Source organism: Arthrobacter sp. 9E16 (assembly GCF_002929435.1).
In the GTDB taxonomy this organism is placed as follows: Bacteria; Actinomycetota; Actinomycetes; order Actinomycetales; family Micrococcaceae; genus Arthrobacter_B; species Arthrobacter_B sunyaminii.
This window is the reverse complement of sequence record NZ_PJIU01000002.1, coordinates 72453-96298: the sequence shown is the minus strand read 5'-3', so window position 1 is coordinate 96298 and position 23846 is coordinate 72453. Positions and strand designations below refer to the sequence as shown.

At 63.1% G+C, this 23846-nt stretch carries 29 protein-coding genes; 9 read left to right on the top strand and 20 right to left on the bottom strand.

From position 1 onward, the window contains the following. Positions 1–44: 44 nt before the first annotated feature. The 4 genes from CXR00_RS07140 to CXR00_RS07125 form a co-directional block, all read right to left on the bottom strand. Positions 45–566 carry a methylated-DNA--[protein]-cysteine S-methyltransferase gene (locus tag CXR00_RS07140; protein ID WP_237688590.1) on the bottom strand — a complete coding sequence of 174 codons (522 nt, stop codon included), beginning with the start codon at positions 564–566 and terminating at the stop codon, positions 45–47. Between the two features lie 65 nt (positions 567–631). Continuing rightward, positions 632–1789: a DNA-processing protein DprA gene (gene dprA, locus CXR00_RS07135; RefSeq protein ID WP_258060311.1), complete on the bottom strand. Its 1158-nt coding sequence runs from the start codon at positions 1787–1789 to the stop codon at positions 632–634. Positions 1790–1836: 47 nt separating this feature from the next. Then, positions 1837–3384 (bottom strand): YifB family Mg chelatase-like AAA ATPase, encoded by a 1548-nt coding sequence (locus CXR00_RS07130; RefSeq protein ID WP_104053854.1) that lies wholly within the window; start codon positions 3382–3384, stop codon positions 1837–1839. After that, a complete protein-coding gene (locus CXR00_RS07125) occupies positions 3381–3740 on the bottom strand; it encodes a YraN family protein (RefSeq protein WP_104053853.1) in 360 nt (119 codons plus the stop codon). The genes CXR00_RS07130 and CXR00_RS07125 overlap by 4 nt, the downstream gene beginning before the upstream one ends. Positions 3741–3964: 224 nt before the next feature. On the opposite strand from CXR00_RS07125, the gene CXR00_RS07120 reads away from it, so the two are divergent. Then, positions 3965–4855, top strand: a complete 891-nt coding sequence (locus CXR00_RS07120) for an LPXTG cell wall anchor domain-containing protein (protein ID WP_104053852.1) — start codon at positions 3965–3967, stop codon at positions 4853–4855. Between the two features lie 84 nt (positions 4856–4939). Here the strand turns inward: CXR00_RS07120 and CXR00_RS07115 are convergent, their stop codons facing one another. Continuing rightward, positions 4940–5692: an STM3941 family protein gene (locus tag CXR00_RS07115; protein WP_146068458.1), complete on the bottom strand. Its 753-nt coding sequence runs from the start codon at positions 5690–5692 to the stop codon at positions 4940–4942. Between the two features lie 57 nt (positions 5693–5749). Further along, positions 5750–6451, bottom strand: a complete 702-nt coding sequence (locus CXR00_RS07110) for a 2'-5' RNA ligase family protein (protein WP_104053850.1) — start codon at positions 6449–6451, stop codon at positions 5750–5752. Between the two features lie 47 nt (positions 6452–6498). Here CXR00_RS07110 and CXR00_RS07105 point away from each other — a divergent pair, with 47 nt between their 5' ends. Continuing rightward, a complete protein-coding gene (locus CXR00_RS07105; protein ID WP_104053849.1) occupies positions 6499–7119 on the top strand; it encodes a GNAT family N-acetyltransferase in 621 nt (206 codons plus the stop codon). Between the two features lie 14 nt (positions 7120–7133). Here CXR00_RS07105 and CXR00_RS07100 read toward each other — a convergent pair whose 3' ends face one another. From CXR00_RS07100 to ffh, 14 genes are all read right to left on the bottom strand, one after another. After that, positions 7134–7457 carry a DUF2469 domain-containing protein gene (locus tag CXR00_RS07100; RefSeq protein ID WP_104053848.1) on the bottom strand — a complete coding sequence of 108 codons (324 nt, stop codon included), beginning with the start codon at positions 7455–7457 and terminating at the stop codon, positions 7134–7136. Positions 7458–7464: 7 nt separating this feature from the next. Continuing rightward, positions 7465–8220 carry a ribonuclease HII gene (locus tag CXR00_RS07095; RefSeq protein ID WP_104053847.1) on the bottom strand — a complete coding sequence of 252 codons (756 nt, stop codon included), beginning with the start codon at positions 8218–8220 and terminating at the stop codon, positions 7465–7467. Next, positions 8217–9023 carry a signal peptidase I gene (gene lepB / locus CXR00_RS07090; protein WP_104053846.1) on the bottom strand — a complete coding sequence of 269 codons (807 nt, stop codon included), beginning with the start codon at positions 9021–9023 and terminating at the stop codon, positions 8217–8219. The genes CXR00_RS07095 and lepB (CXR00_RS07090) overlap by 4 nt, the downstream gene beginning before the upstream one ends. Positions 9024–9034: 11 nt before the next feature. Continuing rightward, positions 9035–9757, bottom strand: a complete 723-nt coding sequence (gene lepB, locus CXR00_RS07085; protein ID WP_258060309.1) for a signal peptidase I — start codon at positions 9755–9757, stop codon at positions 9035–9037. 5 nt (positions 9758–9762) lie between these two features. Beyond that, the gene (gene rplS, locus CXR00_RS07080; protein WP_104053845.1) at positions 9763–10122 is read right to left on the bottom strand and encodes a 50S ribosomal protein L19; all 360 of its coding nucleotides are present in this window, start codon (positions 10120–10122) and stop codon (positions 9763–9765) included. A gap of 220 nt (positions 10123–10342) precedes the next feature. Then, the gene (gene trmD / locus CXR00_RS07075; RefSeq protein WP_104053844.1) at positions 10343–11149 is read right to left on the bottom strand and encodes a tRNA (guanosine(37)-N1)-methyltransferase TrmD; all 807 of its coding nucleotides are present in this window, start codon (positions 11147–11149) and stop codon (positions 10343–10345) included. After that, positions 11150–11755: a ribosome maturation factor RimM gene (gene rimM / locus CXR00_RS07070; protein WP_104053843.1), complete on the bottom strand. Its 606-nt coding sequence runs from the start codon at positions 11753–11755 to the stop codon at positions 11150–11152. 188 nt (positions 11756–11943) lie between these two features. Next, entirely contained in the window at positions 11944–12186 is a 243-nt protein-coding gene (locus CXR00_RS07065) for an RNA-binding protein (protein ID WP_104053842.1), read from the bottom strand. Between the two features lies 1 nt (position 12187). Beyond that, entirely contained in the window at positions 12188–12586 is a 399-nt protein-coding gene (gene rpsP, locus CXR00_RS07060; RefSeq protein WP_104053841.1) for a 30S ribosomal protein S16, read from the bottom strand. Positions 12587–12803: 217 nt separating this feature from the next. After that, positions 12804–13691: a VOC family protein gene (locus CXR00_RS07055; protein ID WP_104053840.1), complete on the bottom strand. Its 888-nt coding sequence runs from the start codon at positions 13689–13691 to the stop codon at positions 12804–12806. Between the two features lie 99 nt (positions 13692–13790). Further along, positions 13791–14336 (bottom strand): GNAT family N-acetyltransferase, encoded by a 546-nt coding sequence (locus CXR00_RS18775; RefSeq protein WP_219815991.1) that lies wholly within the window; start codon positions 14334–14336, stop codon positions 13791–13793. Next, entirely contained in the window at positions 14336–15082 is a 747-nt protein-coding gene (locus tag CXR00_RS07045; protein WP_104053839.1) for an alpha/beta fold hydrolase, read from the bottom strand. The genes CXR00_RS18775 and CXR00_RS07045 overlap by 1 nt, the downstream gene beginning before the upstream one ends. After that, positions 15072–15656 (bottom strand): NUDIX domain-containing protein, encoded by a 585-nt coding sequence (locus tag CXR00_RS07040; RefSeq protein WP_181032501.1) that lies wholly within the window; start codon positions 15654–15656, stop codon positions 15072–15074. Before CXR00_RS07040 ends, CXR00_RS07045 begins: the two co-directional genes overlap by 11 nt. Before the next feature lie 146 nt (positions 15657–15802). Further along, complete coding sequence (ffh, locus tag CXR00_RS07035; protein ID WP_104053837.1) at positions 15803–17386, bottom strand: signal recognition particle protein; 1584 nt, start codon at positions 17384–17386, stop codon at positions 15803–15805. A 129-nt stretch (positions 17387–17515) separates the two neighbouring features. Between ffh and CXR00_RS07030 the strand changes: the two genes are divergently transcribed. From CXR00_RS07030 to CXR00_RS07000, 7 genes are all read left to right on the top strand, one after another. After that, positions 17516–18925, top strand: a complete 1410-nt coding sequence (locus tag CXR00_RS07030) for a glucose-6-phosphate dehydrogenase (protein WP_104053836.1) — start codon at positions 17516–17518, stop codon at positions 18923–18925. Between the two features lie 135 nt (positions 18926–19060). Further along, on the top strand, positions 19061–19741 hold the full coding sequence (locus tag CXR00_RS07025) for a DUF6318 family protein (RefSeq protein ID WP_104053835.1): 681 nt from the start codon (positions 19061–19063) through the stop codon (positions 19739–19741). Continuing rightward, positions 19713–20648, top strand: coding sequence for a PKD domain-containing protein (locus tag CXR00_RS07020; RefSeq protein ID WP_258060308.1), 936 nt, complete (start codon positions 19713–19715; stop codon positions 20646–20648). The genes CXR00_RS07025 and CXR00_RS07020 overlap by 29 nt, the downstream gene beginning before the upstream one ends. A gap of 48 nt (positions 20649–20696) precedes the next feature. Then, the gene (locus CXR00_RS07015; protein ID WP_146068457.1) at positions 20697–21377 is read left to right on the top strand and encodes a DUF6318 family protein; all 681 of its coding nucleotides are present in this window, start codon (positions 20697–20699) and stop codon (positions 21375–21377) included. 110 nt (positions 21378–21487) lie between these two features. Next, complete coding sequence (locus CXR00_RS18020; protein ID WP_146068456.1) at positions 21488–22150, top strand: DUF6318 family protein; 663 nt, start codon at positions 21488–21490, stop codon at positions 22148–22150. 165 nt (positions 22151–22315) lie between these two features. After that, on the top strand, positions 22316–22990 hold the full coding sequence (locus CXR00_RS07005; protein ID WP_104053832.1) for a DUF6318 family protein: 675 nt from the start codon (positions 22316–22318) through the stop codon (positions 22988–22990). A gap of 110 nt (positions 22991–23100) precedes the next feature. Next, positions 23101–23772 carry a DUF6318 family protein gene (locus CXR00_RS07000; protein ID WP_104053831.1) on the top strand — a complete coding sequence of 224 codons (672 nt, stop codon included), beginning with the start codon at positions 23101–23103 and terminating at the stop codon, positions 23770–23772. Positions 23773–23846: the final 74 nt, after the last annotated feature.

The following is a 23846-nucleotide window of genomic DNA, read 5'->3' as shown; positions in this document are numbered from 1 at the left end:
GACGCCGCCGGCCAGGTTCGTGACCCGGGCCGTCACGGGACTCCTTAGGCGGGCAAACCTGCTGCCTCGGCACACTGGATGCGCAGCGCCGCGGTAGCCTCTGAGCTCTCGTGTTCCAGCAGAAACCTTTTCGAATCGATACCCGAGGAGTAGCCGGTTAGGGAACCGCGTGATCCCACGACTCGGTGGGTTGGGATGACGATGTTCAGAGGGTTGCGGGAAAGGGCGGCACCCACGCTTCGGGCTTTGGCTGCATCTCCCAGCCGGATGGCCAATTCCTTGTAGCTGCAGGTTTGGCCGTAGGGAATGGCTGACACTTCGGCCCAGACGAGTCGTTGGAAGTCGGTGCCTCTTATTTCGAGATCCAGGTCGAAGCAACAGCGGTGGCCTGCGAAGTACTCGCTGAGTTGGCGTTCAGCTTCTTCGAATCCATCCTCCACGATGCGCCCCAGTCCGTGATCGGCTGCGGGGTCGGGCGCCCCGGCGAAAACGGCTTTGAGGGATCCTTCCTCAGAGGCCAGGGTAAGGATTCCCAGCGGCGTGACAACACTCTTGTGGATTCGCACGGCAGTTCCTTTCATTAGGTGGTTCGCAGTGTGGGGGTTGAGGCGAGGGTGCGGACAGTGAGGGTTTATCTGCGGCTTCTCCGCCATTTGTCAGGCCCGTCCCGGGCGGCTAGATCTTCGAGTTCCAGTCGAGCCAGGCCGGCCCGGACGGAGGGCACCGACAACCCGGCGACGGAAGCCAGCTTTTCAACCGGAGATCCGCTGCGCAGCGGAAGTGCATCGAGGAGCAGCATGTCTTCGATCGTCAGCCCGTCGTGGACGGCCTGAGGTGCCTCGCGGGCGCTGCCTGCGGTGGCATCGGTCGATCCGATCGGGCCGCCCAATTCAGCTACTTCGGCCGCGTCCGTGACACAGACGGCGCTGCCGTCGCGCAGCAGTCGGTGGCAGCCCGCTGAGTTGGCTGAATACACGGAGCCGGGAACTGCGCCTACTTCGCGTCCCAGTGCAGCTGCATGGTGTGCGGTATTGAGGGCGCCGGACCGCCATCGTGCTTCCACCACGACGGTCACGGCGCTGAGGGCGGCGATGATCCTGTTGCGCTGTAGAAACCTCCAGCGGGTGGGCGAGGACCCGGGAGGGACTTCCGACAGAAGGAGGCCACGGCGGACAACTTCGCGAAGGAGTTCCTCATTGCCGGCCGGATAGTAGCGGTCCACTCCGCAGGCCATGACGGCGATGGTGGGAATGCGGGCCAGGCTTGCCGTAGCCAGGGCCGCTCGGTGGGCCTGGGCGTCAATACCGTAGGCGCCGCCGGAAACCACGGTCCATCCCCGGGTTACGAGCCCGGCCGCGATGTCTCCGGTCACTGATGCGCCATACCCCGTGCTGTCCCGTGACCCGACAACGGCCGCCGTCTGGTGCAGCGCCGGGATTCCCTTGCTCAAATCCCCCCGCGCCCAGAGACACAAAGGCATTCCGAGCTCCAGATCCCGCAGAGCTTCCGGCCAGCGGGAGTCCTCGGGAATGAGCAGTTCGCCTCCTGCCCGTCCAATCATGGCGAGGTCGCGGTCAGGGGCAAGATCAGTGACCCGGGGAATCCATCGTTCCAGGGCCGACGACAGGATGTTCCCCGGTGCTGAGAGGCCGGCTGTTGCCAGGATGTCCATCACGTCGCGGGTGAGCTGCTCACCGGCCCGGACTGCACCGGTGGCCACCCGGAGTGCATCGTGCGGGCCCGCTGCTTCAACGAGCGCCAGCCCAACATTGTCTGAAGGTTCGAACATCCGGGAAAGGGCAGCCCTTGTACGCAGAAGTTCCATCCCCACGCCGTTCATGCCGCCTCCCCCTGCTGCCGGAACCCCAGTGCCTGCCCGACGTCGTCGGCGTCGGGCGCTGTGTGGCCGGCCAGATCGGCAACGCTCCACGCAATCCGCAGTACCCTGTCGTAGCCCCTTGCGGTCAATGTTTGCCGGTCCATGGCTCGGTCCAGTGACGCCGTGGCCCGCGGCGGCGGTCGCAGCGGACCTCGCAGCAGATTTCCTGCCACCTCCGCATTGGTCTCATATCCCCAGTTCTTCAGGCGCGCATGCTGGACCCGGCGGGCCTCTTCCACCCGGCCGGCTATGACAGCGCTGCCCTCGGCACACCCGTCACCGGCCAACTCCCTCAGTGAGACCCGCTGCACCTCGAGCCGCAGATCAACCCGGTCCAGCAACGGCCCCGAGAGCCGGCCGAAGTATCTGCGCCGCTGCTGCGGAGTGCAGGTGCAATCGATTCCCTTTCCGGACGCCAGCCCGCAAGGGCAGGGGTTCGCCGCCAGCAGCAACTGGAACCGGGCCGGATAGGTAGCTGTTCCCGCTGCCCGGTGCAGTTCGACTTTTCCGCTTTCCAACGGTTGGCGCAGCGCATCCAGGACACGCCGCTCGTATTCCGGCGCTTCATCCAGGAACAGGACACCGCGGTGGGCGCGGGATGCCGCTCCCGGACGGGCAATCCCCGAACCCCCACCGATAATGGCAGCGGATGAGGCCGTGTGGTGCGGGCTCTCAAACGGCGGGCGCCGCAGCAGCTGGGAGCACGTCCGTCCGCCGGACACCAGAGAATGGATTGCGGTTACTTCCATGGCGTGGGTATCGGAGAGGTCCGGCAACAGGCTCGGAAGCCGCTCGGCCAACATCGTCTTACCCGCTCCGGGCGGGCCCGTCATCAGCAGATGATGGGCGCCGGCTGCGGCCACTTCTACCGCGAACCGCGCTTCTGCTTGCCCTGCAATATCCGACATGTCCCGCTTTGGACGAGGAGCCGCGGCAGATTCACCGGTTCCGCTGTCCACCCGGCCCGGGATCTGCGGGGGAAAAACCAGCCGCTCAGGATCTGCACCGAGGAAGGCGGCAACTTCGGCCAGCGAACTGAATCCGTTAACCTCGGCTCCCGGGACGAGGGCCGCTTCATCGGCATTGGCTTCCGCGACGGTGATCTCCGAGTATCCGGCCTCCACGGCGGCCATGACTGCCGGCAGTATTCCCCGCACGGGCCGCAGCCGGGCGTCCAAGCCGAGCTCGGCGATAAAGACACGGCGGCCGCTGCCTTTGACGTCGCCCGCCGCAGCGAGAGCTGCCATCACAATCGCCAAGTCAAAACCGGAACCGCGCTTGTGGACGTCGGCCGGCATCAAATTGACGGTGATCCGCCTCCGGCTCAGCGGCAGACCCGCGTTCTTGGCCGCGGATCGAACCCGGTCCTTGGCTTCGTTCAGGGACGCGTCAGGCAACCCCAGCAGGACAAACGACGGCAGTGTCTGACCGATGTCGGCCTCAACCTCCACCATGCGACCATCCAGCCCAACAAGTCCCACCCCGTATGTCCGTCCCAGCGTCACAGCGCAACCTCTCTCAAGTGCTCGATGATCGGTGTCCCGGCACCGTTATCAAGAACCGAAACGGCGTCCACGCGGAACGAGGGATAGTGCCGGGCGGATGCCCGTCTCCATCGGGCCGCCAGCAGGTAGAGCCGTGCCAGCTTCGCCGGCGTGATGGATTCGAGTGGGTCCCCGTAGTCCAGGGAGGAACGGGTCTTGACCTCTACGATCACCAGCGTGTCGCCGTCGATGCCCACGAGGTCAATTTCACCGTCGGCACACCGCCAATTGCGGTCCACTACTTCGATGCCGATGGCGGTCAGATAGGCGGCGGCAAGCTCCTCACCGCGCTGTCCCAGGGTGTCCTTAGCTCTCATGTGCCCACCCTGCGCTCTTCTCGGAACCTTTGCCGGGCGACGGCCATGGGCTGTGGACGACCCTTCCCGTTTTAGTAACGAGCGCGTCTTGGGGAGGAATTGCGCCGCACAGCAAGTCTTGTCGTGATCTTGATGCCATCTTGAGTGCGACCTGAGGATGCTTCGGCAGGATGAACGGGCCCCCCGAGAGAACACTGAAGTTTTAACCGATTGTCGAAGGAACCATGAAACAGGTCTTAAAACCAACGGCCGCTGCGGCCGCCACTGCACTATCGATAGGGGCCTTCTCTCTGGCCGTCATACAACCGGCTGTGGCAACCGGTCCCGACGACGGCGCGGGCACCGACACTTCCGTATCCCAGGAAGTCGGCGCGTACGTCTACAAAAAGAATGACCCTGCGAAGCCTGCTGCTTGGGAAAACTCTGGTCCCCAGAGCCTCCTGGCCACCCAAGAGGGTACAGACTGGTTTACGGACATAATCGGCCTGCTGCCCGACTACGTCTGCGGGCCGGGCTGGGGCATCCAGCAGGACAAGCTGGACATCACAGGGGCTTTCGTCTGGCCCGAAACAATTGTCTACCCTGAAGGATTTGAGGGACCGGTCACGCTGACGGATAACAGGCATGATGACCTTGAGGCCTACGGCCCGATTCCAGAATGCGAAACGGATCCCACTCCGGAACCCACGCCCACGCCGGATCCCACACCGGATCCCACGCCCACGCCGGAGCCCACACCGGATCCCACACCCACGCCGGATCCCACACCGGATCCCACGCCCACGCCGGAGCCCACGCCCACGCCGGACCCCAAGCCCACGCCGGATCCGACACCGGAGCCCACGCCCACGCCGGACCCCAAGCCGACACCGGAGCCCACGCCGGAGCCCACGCCGGACCCCAAGCCGACACCGGACCCCAAGCCCACCCCGGAACCCACCGTTCCGGAAGATGATCCGACGGTACCGCCGGTAGCCACCGACTCTCCCCGGCTGCCGAATACCGGAGCTGATTCCACGACGGCTGCTATGGCCGGAGCAGGACTGCTGCTTGCCGGCCTGGGTGCTGCCGCCCTGGTTCGCAACCGCCGACGCACTGAGGCAAGCGACAGCTAACCTGCAGTCGCTCAAATGACAGGTCGGCCCCGGTGCTCTGCACCGGGGCCGACCTGTTCCTGTCCCCGCGTCTGTTCGCCCGGGCTACGCCCCGGAACGCCGCTTCACTGCCTGATGGTAGTTTTCGATATCCCGGACCACCGTGTCAGCGGATCCCCTGAACGCCAACGGGGAAAAGGTGATGTCCCATCCGCACAGGCCACGGTTCCACGCCAGAGTACCGGCCACGTCCTGCAGGGGAAGGGAGGCTTCGTCCTGCCGCGGCAGGGACCGTAGATGCCCCAGCGAGCGTTTCATGGAACGGTTGGAGCGCACGGAACCCCCGGCGATCTTGGGCAATGCGACGGCCGTAAACCTAGCCGCGGTATTTGCACCCCGCATCAGCCGAAGTTCATCCGGCGTGAACGACTTCACGAGCCGCTCGTAGGAGTTCAGCCGGATGCCAATGACCTTTGTTCCGCTGGACCCTCCGGGGATCCGCCCGATTCCCGCAGCATCGAAATCGTCCCACGGAATGAGGCCGCCCGACTCCGGCTTGATGCCTTCTTCGGACAGGGTAAGGACCGTCGGCTGACGCAGCTTGGTCCAGAGCGCCCAGAGCCCGCCGCCTCCGAAAAAGAGGACGGTGACTGAGCCCATGAGCACCGAGCCCCAATCGGGAAACTTGGAAATCAAGTAGATTCCCACGAGGACGAAGGGAACGCAGAGAAGCGCCATCCCCAGCAGGCGGAGTTTCGATACCGAGAACACCAGCGGCGCCGGCTTCGGCCGCGCCGGATCCTCCGGCGTCGGGCGGTGCAGACCGGATCCGCCGCCACCCACACCCGTTCCAGGCATTCCGTTCCCCCATTTCCCCGAAAGCTGCTGCCGTCGCCGCTTTATACTACGACGGCGTCAGCCGGCCTCCGGATACACCACCGGCATGGACTCCAGCCGAACCCGGGCCGGGGCAATACTGCCGTCCCCCGGGGCGGCAGTATTGTGCACTCCGTGCCGCTCACCGCCGTACAGCGAACCGCCGTGCACCGGTGCCGGCAGCGTCCCGGCAAAGCCGCGCGCCAACGTGATGTGGGGACGCAGAGCTGAGGCAAACATGAAGTTAGGATCCGCAGCAGTGAAGGCTCCGACGTCGGGGATCCCGCAGCTGTTCAGGAACACTTCGAGGGCCGCGTACGCCCGTTCGTGGGCGCGCAGCAGCGCCGACGACGGAAAGTACTCCAGGACCAGGGTCCGCCCGTGCCGCCCAAACCGGGACAGCACGGCCGGCTCCAGCAGGATGGGTTCCCGCGGCATCGCGGCTTCGGTCGCCGCCACGTAATCAGCCAGACGCTCTTCATACTCGTCCCAGGAAATGTTTCCGGCAGCGGAAACCGCTGCATAAACATCCCGGACCTTGCCGAAATGGATCAGTGTCAGGTGGACCTGCCGCTCGGGAACCCAGCGCGGGCGGCCGCCGTCGTTCACCTGGGTAAGTGCTGCCAGCGCCTGCTGGAGGGCGAGAACAAGCTCCAGTGATCCGGCGTCGGGCCGCATCTGCGCATACAACCTTCGGTTGCCGGACAGGTATCCGGACAGCGGTGACTCGGGAAGCGCCATTTCAGCAGTTTAGGAGACGCGGCTCACAGCTGCACTAGGGTGGACCCATGCCTTATGACATTCCCGTCCTCTCCGAATCAGAGCTCACGCTGCGCCCGCACCACGAGGCCGATATTGATCCGGTCCTCTCCCGTTGCGTTGACCCGCTGACACGCCGGTGGACCACCGTTCCCCTGGACTACACGCGGGAGATGGCCGTGGAGTACGTGGCTGCCATCTCGGTGCCGCAGGAAAAGGAGATTTCCTGGGCGCTCGAGGCGGGCGGTGCCTACGCCGGGACTTTGGACCTGCGGTTCAAGGGTGCCAACTCGGGCGATCTGGGGTTCGTCACGGCTCCGGAGTACCGGGGAAAGGGACTGATGTCGCGTGCCGTCGGCCTGGCGGTGGCCTATGCCCTGGATGATCTCGGCTGGGATGTGGTGAGCTGGTCGGCCAATGCGGGCAACGTCGGCAGCTACAAATCGGTGTGGCGCAACGGTTTCCCGCCGCCCATTGCGGTTCCGCACTTTCTGCCGCACCGGGGAAAGATGGTTGAAGGCTGGGTTTCGAGCCTCGCCGCCGAAGCACCGCGGAAGCCCTCCGGGTCTTGGGCACAGTGGAACGACGTCGCCGCCAGCCTTCCGCAGCCCTCCTCGCCGCCGCTGTTCACACCGACGCTTCGGTCCTAGGGGGCTGAGCGGCTTCAGCCCAATTCGTCGGCCTTGGGAATGGTCAGGTCGTCGTTGCGCGTGAGTTCCTCGACGTTGACGTCCTTGAACGTAATCACCCGGACGCTTTTCACGAACCGGGCCGAGCGGTAGACGTCCCAGACCCAGGCATCCTGCAGGGTCAGGTCAAAGTAGATTTCCCCGTCCGCGGACCGTGCCTGCAGGTCTACGTGGTTGGCAAGATAAAACCTGCGCTCGGTCTCCACCACATAGCTGAAGAGTCCCACCACGTCCCGGTATTCACGGTAGAGCTGGAGCTCCATGTCCGTTTCATAGTTCTCAAGGTCTTCGGCACTCATATTTCCATCATCCCCCAACGACGCTCTCATGGTCCCGGGCATCCGCTTCCGGACGTGTTCCCAGCTGCCAGGACATCCGATGCAGGGGCGTGGGCCCAAACTCGTCTATCGCCAGCCGATGGGACGCCGTGGCGTATCCCTTATTCACTTCCCAGCCGTACTGAGGATGTGTCACAGCGTAGTCCACCATCATCGTGTCCCGCTCCACCTTCGCAAGTACGCTGGCCGCGGCCACACTGAGGCAGGTCATGTCCGCCTTGATTTTGGTGTGCACGGGCGCCTGGCAGCCGCCGTCGTCGTTCCCGGGAAGGTCAAAAAGACTGGCCTGGCGCGCCGGTGAAAGCCAGTTGTAGTTGCCGTCCAGAAGGACGACGTCGGGGGTCAGGTCCGCGCAGATCTGGTCCCAGGCGCGGGTGCCGGCCAGGCGCAGCGCGCCCATGATGCCGTGCAAATCGATTTCCGCGGCGCTGGAATGCCCCACTCCCCAGCCCCGGGCCCACTTCTTGATCTGGGGCACCAGCGTTTCCCTGTCGCTGTGTGAGAGAAGCTTGCTGTCCCGCACGCCCTTGAGCGAACGGACGGTGGCCAGGTCAACGGCCACCAGGCCCACGCTGACCGGACCGGCCAGGGCGCCCCGGCCCACTTCGTCGCAGCCTGCCAGGACCTTGTAGCCGACGGCCGCAAAGGACCGTTCGTGCCGCAGCGTGGGAGCCTTGCTTCCGGCGCCCGTCTTGGGCCGCGGCCGGGCGGACGTCGCGGTCATCGGGATCCGGCCGGAAGGGAGCTGGAAGGATCGGGGATGTTTTCGAAGACTTCCGGGTAGCTGCCGATGAAGCCGGCGTGGTTCAGTGGCCAGGCGGTCACTGCGGCTTTGCCTTCAATGTCCTCGACGTCGATGAACCCGCCGCCAGCATCCTGGAGGTGTTCACGTGAGTCAGCGGAGGCGTTGCGGTGGTCCCCCATGACCCAAACCTTGCCTTCCGGAACAACCACGTCGAACGGAATGTCCGACGGCGAGGCGCCGGGATAGATGTAGGGCTCGTTCAGGGGCTCGCCGTTGACCGTGATCCGTCCATCGGCGTCGCAGCAAACCACGTGGTCGCCCTCGGTGCCGATGACGCGCTTGACCAGATGCTGCTCGGAGGTGTCCGGAATCAGGCCGACAAAAATGAGGGCGTCACGGATCCAGGCGCCGGGTCCTTCGGTGGCCGGAGGAAGCTCGGGCAGCCAGCCCTGGGTGTCCTTGAAGACCACCACGTCGCCGCGGTTCAGGTCAAAGGGTTCCGGAACCAGCAGGTTCACGAAGATCCGGTCGTTGATTTCCAGGGTTTCTTCCATGGAGCCCGAGGGAATGTAGAACGCCCGGAACAGGAAGGTCTTGATGAGGAAGGACAGGAGCAGCGCGATCACGATGATGGTGGCGACTTCGCGGAGCCAGCCGCCGAAACCGCGGTGCTTGTCTTTGCCGTTCCGGCCCGGGCCTGCTGCCCGGGGACGCGCCGAATGCGCTCCGTGAACGCTGGGTCCGGGATTCCGGGTGGGCTCGTCCGGGACGTTCTGAGCCATGTGCTGTCCTCTTAATTCGCCGTGTTCCACTCGGCTCCTAACTCTAGCCGCTCAATATCCGAACTGCGCTCCAGCGGCCACAGGATGGCCGTCGCACGGCCAATGATGCGTTCCTCGGAGATGAGGCCGCCGCCCGGTGCGCCCAGGAGCGAACGCGAATCCGCTGACTCGGACCGGTGGTCGCCCAGGAGCCACAGCCGTCCCTCGGGGACGATGACATCGAAGTTCTTGTCGCTGGGAGCGTCTGAAGGGTAAACGTACGGCTCATCCAGCGGAGTTCCGTTCACGGTCAGCCGCGGCTCGTCTGCGGTGCAGCAGGTGACCCGGTCCCCGGGGAGTCCGATCACCCGTTTCACATAGACTGTGTCGCTGCCCATCAGCCCCACCCAGCGGGCCAGGGACTTCAGCGCCGCAACCGGGGCGGCATCTCCGCTGTTCAGCGGGGCGAGGGACCCTCGGCCGTCAAAGACCACCACGTCTCCGCGCCGGATCTCACCGGAGCGGTACTCCGTGCGCGAGACCGCCACGCGGTCGCCCGGTTCCAGCAGCGGCTGCATCGATTCGGACGGAATGTAATAGACGTCCACGATAAACGCGCGGACCAGTGCCGCCAGCACAACGGCTGCGGCGAGAGCGCAGAGCACAAAACGCCAGCCCACAATCGTGGACCGGCGTTTCGTGTGCTTCCGGGAGGAATCCGAAGATTCCCCGGAAGCGGATGCTGCGTGGATCAAGAAATTTACTTGGCGGGACGTGCGTCGCGCTTTTCCTTGATCTTGGCTGCCTTGCCGCGCAGGTCGCGCATGTAGTACAGCTTGGCGCGGCGGACGTCACCCTTGGAGACGACCTCGATCTTGTCGAGAACCGGGGAGTGCACCGGGAAGGTACGCTCCACGCCGACGCCGAAGCTGACCTTGCGGACCGTGAAGGTCTCGCGCAGGCCGTCGCCCTGGCGCTTCATGACGAAGCCCTGGAAGACCTGAACACGGGTGTTCTTGCCTTCGATGATGTTTACGTGAACCTTGACCGTGTCACCGGCGCGGAACTCGGGGATGTCTGAACGCAGCGAGGCTGCATCAACAGAATCTAGGATGTGCATTGTTTATCACTCCTGGTGAACGCCACAGGTCATTCACTTTGGTAACGGCAGGCAAGGATGCGGCCACGAAGGACTGCACAGATGCTGCCGAAGCTATAAGACCGGCGAAGCCGAGGATTGGCCGCCGGTGTGTATTCTGTTGGCCGCGCTCCCCCTGTGGCAGGTGCGGACCCAGATGACACAGTTATCTATTCTGCCACACCCGGACAAACGCCACCAATCACCTGCGGGGCAGGATCCGGTCCTTCGTCACTTCGTATCCCATGGATGCCAGCGCGGCCTTGTCGGCCTTGGTTAGCTGGGAGACGTCGAACTTTTCCAGCAGGTCCGGCCGGCGGGCTGCGGTGCGCTGCAGCTGCTGCTCCCGGCGCCACTGGGCGATCTTGCCGTGGTTGCCGCTGAGCAGGATGTCCGGCACATTCCGGTCCCTCCACGAAGAGGGCTTGGTGTAGACCGGGTATTCCAGCAGGCCGTCGGAGTGCGATTCCTCCACCAGGGATTCGGGATTGCCGACGACGCCGGGCACCAGGCGGCCAATGGCCTCCACCATGGCCAGCACGGCAACCTCTCCCCCGTTGAGCACATAATCCCCGAGGCTCACCGGACGCACGTCAAAACGCTCATCGGCCCACTCCAGGACGCGCTCATCAATGCCCTCGTAGCGTCCGCAGGCGAACACAAGGTGCTTCTCTTCGGCCAGCTCATAGGCCATGGCCTGGGTGAACACGGCACCGGCGGGCGAGGGGACGATCAGCACGGGGCGGGTTTCAGCGTCGGGGGTGACGCCGTCGCCGGTTCCCGCCTCCGCAACGGAACCCAGCGCCTGCGCCCAGGGCTCGGCCTTCATGACCATGCCGGCGCCGCCGCCGTAGGGGGTGTCATCCACGGTGCGGTGGCGGTCCGTGGTGAAGTCCCGCAGGTCGTGGACGTTGAGGTCCAGCAGCCCGTCCTGCCGGGCCTTGCCGATCAGCGACAGATCCAGTGCCGCCAAATACTCCGGGAAAATGCTGACTACATCAATACGCACTTAGCGGCCGGCCTCGTTCTGAGCGTCCTTGTCCTTGCTGCCGCTGTCCTTCTCCGGCTTCCCCTGCTTGTCCTGCTTGTCCTGCTTGTCCTCGGGGAGATTCAGCTCAAACAAGCCCTCCGGCGGAGTAAGCAGCACGTAGCCGCCCTCAACGTTGACCTCGGGCACGATGGCTTCGACGAAGGGAACAAAAACCTCACGGCCCTCATTGTCGTCAATCACCAGCAGGTCCTGGACGGTGAGGGTGCGCAGGCCGCTGACGGTACCCACGACGTCGTCGCCGATTCGAGCCTTCAGCCCCACCAGCTCGTGCTCGTACCAGCCCTCGTCGTCGTCCTCGTCATCCAGTTCATCGATGTCGACAGAGAGCATTGCCCCGCGCAGCTCCTCAGCGCCGTTGCGGTCCACCACTTCGTCGAATCCGAGCAGAAGGATGTCCTTGTTCCAGCGGGCGCTGATGACCGTGAGCGGGCCCTTGGACGCAGGCTCGACGATGAGCTCGGTTCCGGGCACAAAGCGGTCTTCGGGGGCATCAGTCAGTACCTGGACGGTTACTTCGCCGCGGATGCCGTGCGGCTTGCCGATGCGTGCCACCTGTAACTGCATGGGGGAATCTCCTTGTATTGGTGCGGCGGGGTGCTGCAACCGGGGTTGGGCAGGTTAGGGCCCGGAAAACACATCAGGCCCCTCCACCATTATCTGGTGCAGGGGCCGGATGCCGTGAACTGCGTTCAACTGGTACTGCTATGAAAGTGCTGTGAACTGCCGATGCAGTCCGGCCGTGCCGCGGATTGTCAGCGGCGGCGGTCGGTATCCACTACATCGACGCGAACCGGCTCTCCGTTCGCGAGGGCGGCGATCACGGTGCGCAATGCACGTGCCGTCCGTCCCTGGCGTCCGATGACGCGGCCCAGATCATCCTGATGAACTCGCACCTCGAGGGTTTCCCCGCGGCGGTTGCTCTTGGCGGAAACCTTGACGTCCTCAGGACTGTCAACGATTCCGCGGACGAGATGCTCCAGCGCTTCGGCCAGCAAGTTACTCGGCCTCAGCCTCTGCGGGAGCCTCGTCCTTCTTGGCCTTCGGGGTGATGGCCTCGGGAACAATCACGGACTTCTTTTCGGGAGCCACGAAAGCTTCCTTGGGAGCCTTGACCTGGAGGGTGCCCTCCTGGCCTTCGATGTTCTTGAACTTCTGCCAGTCACCGGTGATCTTCAGCAGAACTGCAACCTGCTCGGTGGGCTGGGCGCCGACGCTGAGCCAGTACTGCGCACGGTCAGACTTGATGTCGATGTACGACGGGTTCTCGGTCGGACGGTACAGTCCGATCTCCTCGATGGCACGGCCATCGCGCTTGGCACGGGAATCCATGACAACAACGCGGTAGTGTGCTGAGAACTTCTTGCCGAGGCGCTTAAGGCGAATCTTTACGGCCACTTTAGTGGTCACTCCTGATCTGAAATGGGGCGAACCCGTACTTCTGCTCCCGTGGGGCGGGCCATAACGTTGGGGTTCAAAAAGGACAAGATGCATGCACGGAGAGAGGGGCCGCGCAGATCGAGTACCTGACCATTGTGCCAGATGAGTCCATCTTTGGCGACTCGGGTGCCGGCGGGTCGATTGCCGGGACCAAGCGCGGCGGGGAACAGCTGGATCAGCCGACAGCAACGCGCAGCCGGTTGCGCCAGGGATCCTCGAACCTTAGTTCAGCGCCCGTGTGGTGGCTGGAAATCCCGGCTACCTTCAGCCGGTCGGCCAGCCCTGCGACGTCGTCGGCGGACGGAACACTGATAAGCACCTCCCCCAGGCCCAGGGTGTCGCGGCGGGGTCCGGCGCCGCGGCTGTTCCAGACGTTCATGGCCATGTGGTGGTGATAGCCGCCGGCAGAGACGAACAGTGCCTGCCCATGAAACCCGGCGGTGCGCTCGAATCCGAGGGTATCCACATAGAACGCTGCGGCCGTGTCAGTGTCCCCCACCTGCAGATGCACGTGCCCCACGCCGGCGGCGGCCGTGCGCAGTCCGTCGAACGCAGCCTCGGTCAAATGTTCGCGGAAGTAGGTTTGCGGCGAGAGGGCAAGCGATGCCATGCGCACCTCGCGGCCGGACGCCGTGTCATCCCAGTTCCAGGTATCCCGGGGCTTGTCATAGTAAAGCTCGATCCCGTTGCCTTCGGGGTCGGTGAAGTAGAAAGCCTCGCTCACCAGATGGTCCGCGGAACCCACAAAGGCGGCCGGATCATATTGTGCAGCTGCCGCCACAGTGGCTGCCAGATCGGCCTGGGTCTCGAAAAGGATCGCGGTGTGGAACAGCCCGGCCTCACCCCGGGCCGCCACGCGAAGACCGGGTGCCGGAGCCAGGCGCACCACGGGAACCGCTCCGCGCCCCAGGTACTGGCCGCCGTCGGCCTCCGCTACGATTTCGAGTCCGAGCGCGCCGCGGTAGTAAGCGGAGACCTTCGCCATGTCACCGACTTTGAGCATTACGGTACCCATGGACAGATCGGCAGGCAGGAGGTCGGAAGCTTTTACTTGAAGGTTCATGCAATGAGTTTACTTGAAGCTTCATGTAATTCCAAGACGCACGACGACGGCGTCACCCTGTTCCGGAGCATCTGCGCCTGCCCCCGGTCTACCTCGGATTCAGGTCCCTGCGCATCGCCACCCGCAGCCCCATGTCGTCCAGTCCGAGCAGCCGCTCGTGCTCCCGCACCTCCCGCAGTTGCCCGTGCGGTTCCGGCACCTCTTCAAAGCCGCAGCTCCGATAAAACGGAGCATTGAACGGAATCTGCGCAAAAGTGCACAGCGCATGGATCGGTAACCCTGCTCCCTAGCCCACTGCAGCGCGGATTCCACCAGCAAACGGCCCAACCCGGAACCGGCTGCCGAAGGATGAACGGAAAGCTGCTCCAGATGTGCCTGGCCGTCCACTTCCTCGATCCGGGCAAATCCCGCCGGCGGTTCTCCCGCCACCAGAATGCGGCGGGCTGAGGCCAGTTCGGCCACGGCGGCCGGCGGCGGCAGGGCGCCTGCATGCGTGAGGGAACCATTCGAGTCGGGCCCTATCAGGCCCTCCAGCAAGGTGTCCGACGCCGCTTCAAGGGCGGGGAGCTGAACTAAATCCTCAGCGGTGGCACTGCGCACACGCGGACGGCTGCCGGAGAGACCGCCGGATTGCCCAATCGGCATCATGCGCCCAGGGCCGCGCGTCCGCGGTTCGCCGAGAGGAACTCCCGGATGGCCTTTCGGCCGGCGCCGGTGTCCTGCGGGCGGTGGTTCCCGCCCACTTGCAGGTGCTCGGCGCCGGTGGACACCAGGAAATCCGCAACCTCCTCATACAGCGGTTCCCATCCTCCGGTGAGCACCAGAGTGGGGACTCCGGGAACGATTTCCAGCGGAGCTTCCCAGGGCGGAGTCTGCAGCCGCAGACGCGCGGCCGACCGTCTGGCAGCTTCATCGGCCGGAGCAGTATGGCCCGGCCGGGCGGCACGGCCTGCGGCGGCCGCGTCGGTTGCGAAGACCCGGCGGACAAATTCGCGCTCGTACTCCTCGTCAGTCATCTCCGGCGCCGCGTCAAACAACGGCTGCAGCAGTTCGCGGTGGGCCCGGGTGGCCGGCAGGTCGCGGGTCAGTGAGAAGACTGCCGGCTCGCACAGGATCAGGGAATACACGCGGCCCGGATCCCGCAGAGCCGCCAGCATGGCCGGAACGGCGCCCGCCGCATGCGCCACCAAGTGCCCGCCGTCCCCCAGGGCTTCGCGAATGATGGCAACATCGGCCTCGAGGTCCGGAGCCGCTGGGGCCGCGACGTCGTCAAAGCCGTGACGCTTGAGGAACAGGCAGTCGTAGTCCAGGGCCAGTCCGTGCTGCCGGGGCCAGGCTGCAGCTCCGAAACTTCCGGCGCCGTGCACAAATACCACTCGTTCAGCGGGCAAAACGGGACTCCTGACGTCCTAGAATTCCTTCGTAACCGTCCACCGGAGGCATCATCCGACGGGAAACCGGCGGGAGAATCGGCTCGCCGCGGGCCGGCTTGCCGTCAACCAGTTCAGTCACGGTTCCCAGGTCCAGGGCTTCCACCGCGCCGGCCAGCAGGCCGGCCGTCGCAGAGCCGAAGACCTCCGTGCCCTCCCCCAGGGCAACAAAGCGGGCTTCGCGCTCACCTCCGGCTCCACTAAAGCCTGTCACCGAAGTGACCAGCGTGCCGCCGTCGAACACAAAAGCGATGGAGTCTCCCTGACCGCCGCCCTGCCGGTCCCCGCCCTGAACACAGTCCAGCACCAGCAAGCGCCCGACGTCGAACCCGGCCCCCAGCGCCTCGCTCGCCCCGCGGCGTGCGGCGGAGCGGGGGTCCTCCCCGCCCTTCACCACGCCGCCGGGAAGCTCCCAGGCCCCGGTGCCGGAGCGCACCATCAAAATCCGCCCGTCCGCGGTGCGGATCAGAGCGAAGGCAGCGGTGCTGCGCTTGAACACTGACCCGTAAAAGCCGTTCAGTCCCTGTGCTGCCACCCTTGGCCTCTTCCCCTGCTGCCGGACTTCCCCAATGTGCCGCGCCGGAACCGACCGGCGCGCCGTCGTCCGGCCCGGCAGCCAGCATACGCCGGACCGTTAAACACGCACCGCCGGACTTTTGGTCCGGCGGTGCGCAGTAAAGCCTACTTGCCCAGGAACTTTTCGAAGCCCTTGGGGAGATTCAGCGAGGCAGGATCGAAATCGGCATCCTGGCCACCGAAAGCGCTGCCGGTCGGGAGCGCTTTGCGGGCTCCGGCGCGGCGTGCCTCGGCCTCGGCGCGCTCCTGAGCCGCCTTGGCCGGGTTGCCCGACTTGGCCTTCTTCTTGCCCTTGGCTGCCTGCTGCTTCTTCCGCGAGCCGCCGAATCCGCCGGGGCCGGCCATGCCGGGCATGCCCGGGATTCCGCCGCCCGAGGCCATCTTCTTCATCATCTTCTGTGCCTGCACAAAGCGTTCCAGCAGGCCGTTGACCTCGGAAACATGCACGCCTGAACCGCGGGCAATGCGGGCGCGGCGGGAGCCGTTGATGATCTTCGGAGCCACCCGCTCGTGCGGAGTCATGGAGCGGACAATGGCTTCCACGCGGTCGATTTCGCGCTCGTCGAAGTTTTCCAGCTGCTCACGCATGCCGGCGGCGCCGGGCATCATCATGAGCATCTTCTTCATGGAGCCCATCTTGCGCAGCTGCTGCATCTGCTGGAGGAAGTCATCCAGGGTGAAGTCTTCCTGGTCGGCGAACTTCTTCGCCATCCGGGAGGCTTCGTCCTTGTCCCAGTTCTGCTCGGCCTGCTCAATGAGGGTCAGGACGTCGCCGAGGTCCAGGATGCGGCTGGCCATGCGGTCCGGGTGGAAGACCTCAAAGTCGGTCAGGGCTTCACCGGTGGAGGCAAACATGATCGGCTTGCCGGTCACGGACGCAACGGACAGTGCGGCACCGCCGCGGGCATCGCCGTCGAGCTTGGTCAGGACGACGCCGGTGAAGTTGACGCCCTCGTTGAAGGCCTGAGCCGTATTAACGGCGTCCTGCCCGATCATGGCGTCGATAACAAAGAGGACTTCGTCCGGGTTGATGGCGGCGCGGATGTCCGCGGCCTGCTGCATCAGTTCCGCGTCCACGCCCAGGCGGCCGGCGGTGTCCACAATAACGACGTCGTGCAGTTTGGTGCGTGCCTCTTCGATGCCCTGGCGCGCGACGGCAACGGGATCGCCGGTGGCGGACTCGAACTCGGAGGAGACGCCGGGATGCGGGGCGTAGACCGGCACGCCGGCGCGTTCACCGTTGACCTGCAGCTGCTTGACGGCATTGGGGCGCTGGAGGTCAGCGGCCACCAGCAGCGGGCTGTGGCCCTGGGACTTCAGGTGCTTGGAGAGTTTGCCGGCCAGGGTGGTCTTACCGGCACCCTGCAGACCCGCGAGCATGATGACCGTGGGCGGGTTCTTGGCCAGGCGCAGCCGGCGGGTCTCGCCGCCGAGGATGCCCACGAGCTCCTCGTTGACGATCTTCACAACCTGCTGGCCCGGGTTCAGTGCCTGCGACACCTCGAGGCCAAGCGCGCGCTCCTTGACGGAGGCGGTGAAGGCGCGGACCACGGGGACGGCAACGTCGGCGTCCAGCAGCGCGCGACGGATCTCGCGGACCGTGGCATCGACGTCGGCCTCGGTCAGCCGGCCCTTGCCGCGGAGGTTCTTGAAGGTTGTAGTCAACCGGTCAGACAGTGAATTGAACACGTGCCGCGCACTTCTTTCGTCAGATCTTCGCCATGTTTGGCAGGCCCAGCTGTTAAGGGTACCAAGGCGGGTTGGAAAACTTCCGCAAAACCCTAACCGGTTGTGCAGCCCGGATGGCAGGGTGGAGCCATGAGTGAAACTTCTCCCCTGCGCACCCTTCTAATCCTCGGCGGCACCGGCGACCTCTCCAAGCGGCTGCTGCTGCCGGGGCTGGGCCAGCTGATCGGCAGCGGCCGCGCCCCCGCCGACCTCCGCGTCATCGGTTCAGGTTCCCGGGACTGGGACGACGACACCTGGCAGGACCTGCTGAAAGAGTCCTTCGCCGCTGCCCGCACCGAGGCCGACGACGACGGGAAGGAAGCGCTCGACGCCGCTGTCCGGAACGGCAGCTACCAGCAGGTGGACCTGAAGGATCCCCAGCGGCTGGTGAAGGACATTCACAGCCTGGACACACCCCTGGCCGTCTATTTCGCGCTGCCTCCGGAAGTTACGCAGTCCACCGTGGCGGCACTGAAGCCCGGGGACCTGCCGGAGAACACGCGGCTGGTGCTTGAGAAGCCGTTTGCCAGCGACGAAGCCTCGGCCCGTGAGTTGAACCGGATGCTCGCGGACCTGTTGCCCGAAAGCGACGTGTACCGGGTGGACCACTTCCTGGGCATGGCCACCGTGATGAACGTCCTCGGGCTGCGGTTCACCAACCGCATCCTGGAGCCGGTGTGGAACAACCTTCACATTGACCGCGTGGAGATTGTCTTCGACGAGAAACTGGGGCTCGAGGGACGCGCGAAGTACTACGACGGCGCCGGCGCCCTGCGCGACATGATCCAGAGCCATCTGCTGCACACCATGGCCGTCATCGCGATGGGCTCTCCGGCAACGCTTGGCCAGCGGGATGTGCGGGACTTGATCGCCGCCACGCTTCGGGCATCCAGCGTGCCGCAGGACTATAAGCGCAGTACGCGCCGGGCCCGGTGGTCTGCCGGGGAGATCGACGGCGAAGAAGTTGAGGCATACGCCGAATCCCCCGGGGTTGATCCGGACCGGGAGACGGAGACGCTCGCGGAAGTGGAGATCCAGGTCGAGAACGACCGCTGGGCCGGAGTTCCGTTCATCCTGCGCTCGGGCAAAGCGCTGGGCAAAACCCGGCAGGAGGCCGTCATTACCTTCAAGCCGGTGAGCCACCTGCCCGACGGATTCACCGGTTCGGCGGGCGAAGCCTCCCGGCTGCGGATCTCCTTCGCCCCGGCCCGGCTGGAACTGGAGTTGAACGTCAACGGTCCGGACAATGTCTTCACGCTGGAGCGGACCAGGCTCAGCGCCCCGATGCACAAATCAGCCATGACCCCGTACGGCGAAGTGCTGGACGGCATCCTTTCAGGCGATCCGCTGGTCTCGGTGCGTGCGGACATCGCGGAGGAATGCTGGCGGATTGTGGATCCGGTGCTTAAGGCATGGGCGGCCGGCGAGGTTCCGCTCGAGACGTACCCTGCCGGAACCATGGGCCCTCCGGAGTGGGAATCCAGCCGTTCGGATTTGTGACCGCTCCTACCGCCGTCGTTTTGACCGCTTTGGAAATTCCTCTGGTGCACTGTGGATAACTCCGTATGCTGTCGTCCAACCTCGTAGCATTGGCGTCACATCCAGTCCCGCACCATTTTTCCCGGGGGTAATTCGATGATCCGCACTTCTGCCCGTTCTGCTGTTCCTGCCGCACGGTTTGGAGTGCTGGGCCTGGCCGCCATTCTGGTGCTCGGCGGTTGTTCCGGAGACGGCGGCGAGCCCGGCGCTGAGGCTGCCGAGAACAGCTCAAGCAGTCCTACAGCCAGCGAGAGCCCCACGGAAAGCGCTAGTCCCTCCGCGACACCGACGCCCACTGCCGCTGCCTACAAGCCGGCGACCGCTGAGGGTCCCGCCGAGAATGTGCCTCTGCCTGTCATGCCTGAGCTTGCGAAGGAAGAGTCCGCGGAGGGACTGAAAGCCTTCGCCACCCACTGGTACGACCTGATGAATTACGGGTTTGAAACGGGGGATGTGGAGCCACTGAAGCAGATCAGCGGCCCGGACTGCGTCGTATGCGGGACTGCTTACAGGATCCTGGGAAACGGCTACGCCAACGAAGACTGGATCCTCGGCGGAACGCTGGTGGCTATGTCAACTAAAACAAACTATGTGGTGACCAGCAAGGGCGTATACCAAGTCTTGGTTCAAATAAGACAAGACCCTTATGAATACCGAGGACCGGCCGGAAAACTATATGAAGTAAATAAGGGCTTGGACGCCACTACGGTGCAAATGATTGAAGCAACCTATACCAAAAATGGATGGCTTGCCAACAACACCATCACTATCCAATAGGTGCTACATAATGCGCAGGATATATCCCATAATTGCCATTACAGCCCTCTCCCTTGTCGTGAATAGCGCCACGGCAATGGCCGTGGGAGATGGAGGCGGATCGGGCGGAGAGGGCGGCTTGGGAGAAGATAAGGTTTATGTGGGCGCTTACTATGAAATCCCGGGGACTGGTGAGTGGTCACATATCAATACAGGCATACCCGACAACCTCACAGAGTTCATGTTCGAGCTAAAGTGTTTTGAGGGAGACGTCGGAAATATACTGTGCTTAAATGAGAATGAGAGATTCTGCAAAGCGGCCACGGGCGGGAAACTGGTTTATTGGTTCTCACGACTGAAAGATAGTGGACAAGCATGGGATCCAGTGAGCCCTGATCCGTCCTGCATCTACTCTGAGAAACCTCGGGATATTGGCGATCAGATTCGAGAAACCATACTCACCGAGTTCCAGTCACGACCTATATTGCCGGGCACACTTGCGTTGCAGCCAAGTCCTCACACCCTGATCGGTGCGCACACAAACTTCTACGTAGAAGCGACTGAACAAGTTTTTGACTTTGCAATGTTTGAACAAGATATTCGAATTGTCGCTCGACCAACAGAGTACGAGTGGAACTACGGAGACGGCACCGTTTACGGTCCTGCCTCTCAGGCCGGAGGACCCCTCCCCCCAGGCCGCTGGGGTGAAGAGACCTCGACTAGCCATGTCTACCTGGCAACGGGAAACTTCCAAGCCTCCGTCACGGTGTACTTTTCAGCGGAGTATTCGATCAACGGCGGCCCCATGGTGCCCATCGACGGCCGAGCTACGGTACCCTCTGCCCCCGTGGCCATCAGCGTGTGGAAATCGGAATCCCACAACGTCGCCGATGATTGCCGGGTAAACCCGGCTGGCTACGGCTGCTGATTTGGCGTCACATCTCAGTCCCGCACCGTTTCTTCCGGGAGGAATTCGATGATCCGCATTTCTGCCCGATCTGCTGTTCCCGCTGCACGGTTGGGAGCGCTGGGTCTGGCCGCCATCCTGGTGCTCGGCGGATGCTCCGGATCCAGCGGCGAGCCCAACGCTGAAGCTGCCGAGAACGACTCGAGAAGCCCTTCAGCCAGTGAGCGCTTAGAACCCAAAGAAAGCGCCGCTCCCTCTGTGACACCGACGCCCACTGCCGCCTACAAGCCGGCGACCGCTGAGGGTCCCGCCGAGAATGTGCCTCTGCCTGTCATGCCCGAACTCGCGAAGGAAGAGTCCGCAGAGGGCTTGCGGGCTTTCGGAGAGTATTGGTTCAGCTTAGTAAATTACGGGTTCGAAACCGGAGACTCAGCCCCGGTGATGGAAATAAGCGCGCAAGACTGTGAACGCTGCAATATCTTCTATGCGGACCTTGAAGAAGGATATGTCAACGATGACTGGATTCACGGCGGGAAGATTAACATCAACTCTGCTGGAACCCAGTTTGTGAAAACGCCTCAAGGACGCTACCAGCTACTTCTATCGATCAGACAGGAAGCGGTCGCTAACCGAGGCCCTAACGGCAAGGTATTTTTCGAGAACCCGATCGATAAGACAACAACAGCACAAATAATGGAGGCAACTTATGTTTCCGACCACTGGGTCGTGAACTTGGTTGAAAATATGTAAGCGCTGACGGCTTCTGGCATCACTCTGTGGATAACCCAGGATGCGTGCCGCAGCCTCGTACCCTTGCTGTTACAACCAGTCCCGCACCATTGTTCGCAAGGGGTACTTTGATGATCCGTTCTGCTGTCGCTCCGTTCCGGCTGGGTGCCCTGGGTATAGCCACCATCCTGGTGCTCGGCGGATGCTCCGGACCCAGCGGCGAACCCAACGCTGAAGCAGCCGAGAACAGCTCGAGCAGCCCTTCCTCCAGCGAAAGCACCAGTCCCATGGAAAGCGCAGCTCCTTCTGCGACACCCACCGCCACCTACAAGCCGGCAACCGCTGAGGGGCCCGCCGAAAATGTGCCCCCGCCGGTCATGCCCGAACTCGCGAACGAAGAGTCTAAAGAAGGACTGGAAGCGTTCGCGAAGTACTGGTATGCAACCATCGATTATGGGTTCGAAACAGGGGACCTCGAACCATTCAAAGCGATTAATGGTCCCGACTGCATTGTGTGTAAAAGCGTTTTCGATATTGTGGGCCCCGGGTATCGTAACGAGGATTGGATTACAGGGGGGAAGTTGGAGGTCATAGGAACCAAAACAACTTATTCCCCCACTAGTAAGCAGCAGTACCAAATTCTTGTACAACTCCGGCAAGATCCGTACGAGTACCGTGGCCCGGGTGGCCACCTGTACGAGGAAAATGGGGGCCTAGATTCAACAACAGTGCATCTTATAGAGGCTTCTTACCTCGATCACCATTGGTTTGCCCATAACGTTGTTGCGATCTAACAAACAAACCACTTGAAGGTTCCGAAACTAATCCTATCTTCCGATGACGAGACAGATGAGATTTGTTCTCACCTCCTGAGTTGTGGATGACACTGATACCACGGCCAAGCCTCATAGCATTGGCTGTCACGACCAATCCCGCACCATTTTCCCGGGGGTAATCCGATGATCCGCACTTCTGCCCGACCTGCTGTTCCCGCTGCACGGCTCGGAGTGCTGGGACTGGCAGCCATCCTCGTGCTCGGCGGATGCTCCCGATCCAGCGGCGAACCCAACGCTGAAGCTGCCGAGAACAGCTCGAGCAGCCCTTCCTCCAGCGAAAGCACCAGCCCCATGGAAAGCGCAGCTCCTTCTGCCACACCCACCGCCACCTACAAGCCGGCAACCGCTGAGGGGCCCGCGGAGAACGTGCCTATGCCTGTGATGCCTGATGTTGCGAAGGAAGAGTCGAAGGAAGGGCTGATCGCCTTCGGTGAGCACTGGTTCGATCTGGTGAACTACGGGTACGAAACCGGAGACGCTGCGCCGGTAAGGGAAATCAGTGCACCAGACTGCGAAATCTGCGAATCATTCTATGACGATCTGGAAAAGGGATACGTGGACGACGATTGGATCCAGGGTGGAAAAATAAGCGTTCTCCAGACCGGAACCAAGTTCATCCAAACTCCAGAGGGACGCTACCAACTCCTCTTGTCGATTAGGCAGGATGCGAGCGCTAACCGAGGACCTAACGGGAAAGTGTATGTTGAGGCTCCGATTGATGAGTCAACGACTGCACAAATCATGGAGGCAACGTACATCTCCGACCACTGGGTCGTGAACTTGGTTGAGAACATGTAACCGCTGAGAGCATCTGAGATCACTGTGTGGATAACCCAGGATGCGTGCCGCAGCCTCGTACCCTTGCTGTCACAACCAGTCCCGCAACATTGTTCGCAAGGGGAACTCTGATGATCCGCTCTGCTGTCGCTCCGCTCCGGCTAGGCTCCCTGGGTATAGCCGCCATCGTCCTGCTCGGCGGATGCTCCGGATCCAGAGACGACCCCAACACCGAATCAGCGGTAAACGCATCCAGCAGCCCTTCAACCAGTGAGAGCCCCGGCACCGTGGAAAGCGCTACTCCATCTGAGGCGCCACCCCGTAACGCCGCCGCCTACAAGCAGGCGACCGCTGAGGGTCCCGCCGAGAATGTGCCTCTGCCTGTCATGCCTGATGTTGCGAAGGAGCAATCGAAGGAGGGTCTCGAGGCTTTCGGAGAGCACTGGTTTGACTTGGTGAATTACGGGTACGAAACCGGGGAAACTTCACCTGTGAGAGCGATAAGCGCACCGGGCTGTGAGCGGTGCGAGTCATTCTATGCGGATGTGAATGAGGGGTATGTCAATGACGATTGGATTCAAGGTGGACACCTCAGGGTAATGTCTCGCGGCACTCAATTTATCAAGACGCCTGAAGGAAGGTTCCAGTTAATTCTGTCAATCAGACAAGATGCTACCTTCAATCGTGGTCCGAACGGCAAGATTTATCATGAAGCCGCTGCCGATGAAGAATCCTCCGCATTCATTATGGAAGCAACGTACGTCTCCGACCACTGGGTCGTGAACTTGGTTGAAAATATGTAAGCACTGACGGCTTCTGGCATCACTCTGTGGATAACCCAGGATACGTGCCGCAGCCTCGTACCCTTGCTGTCACA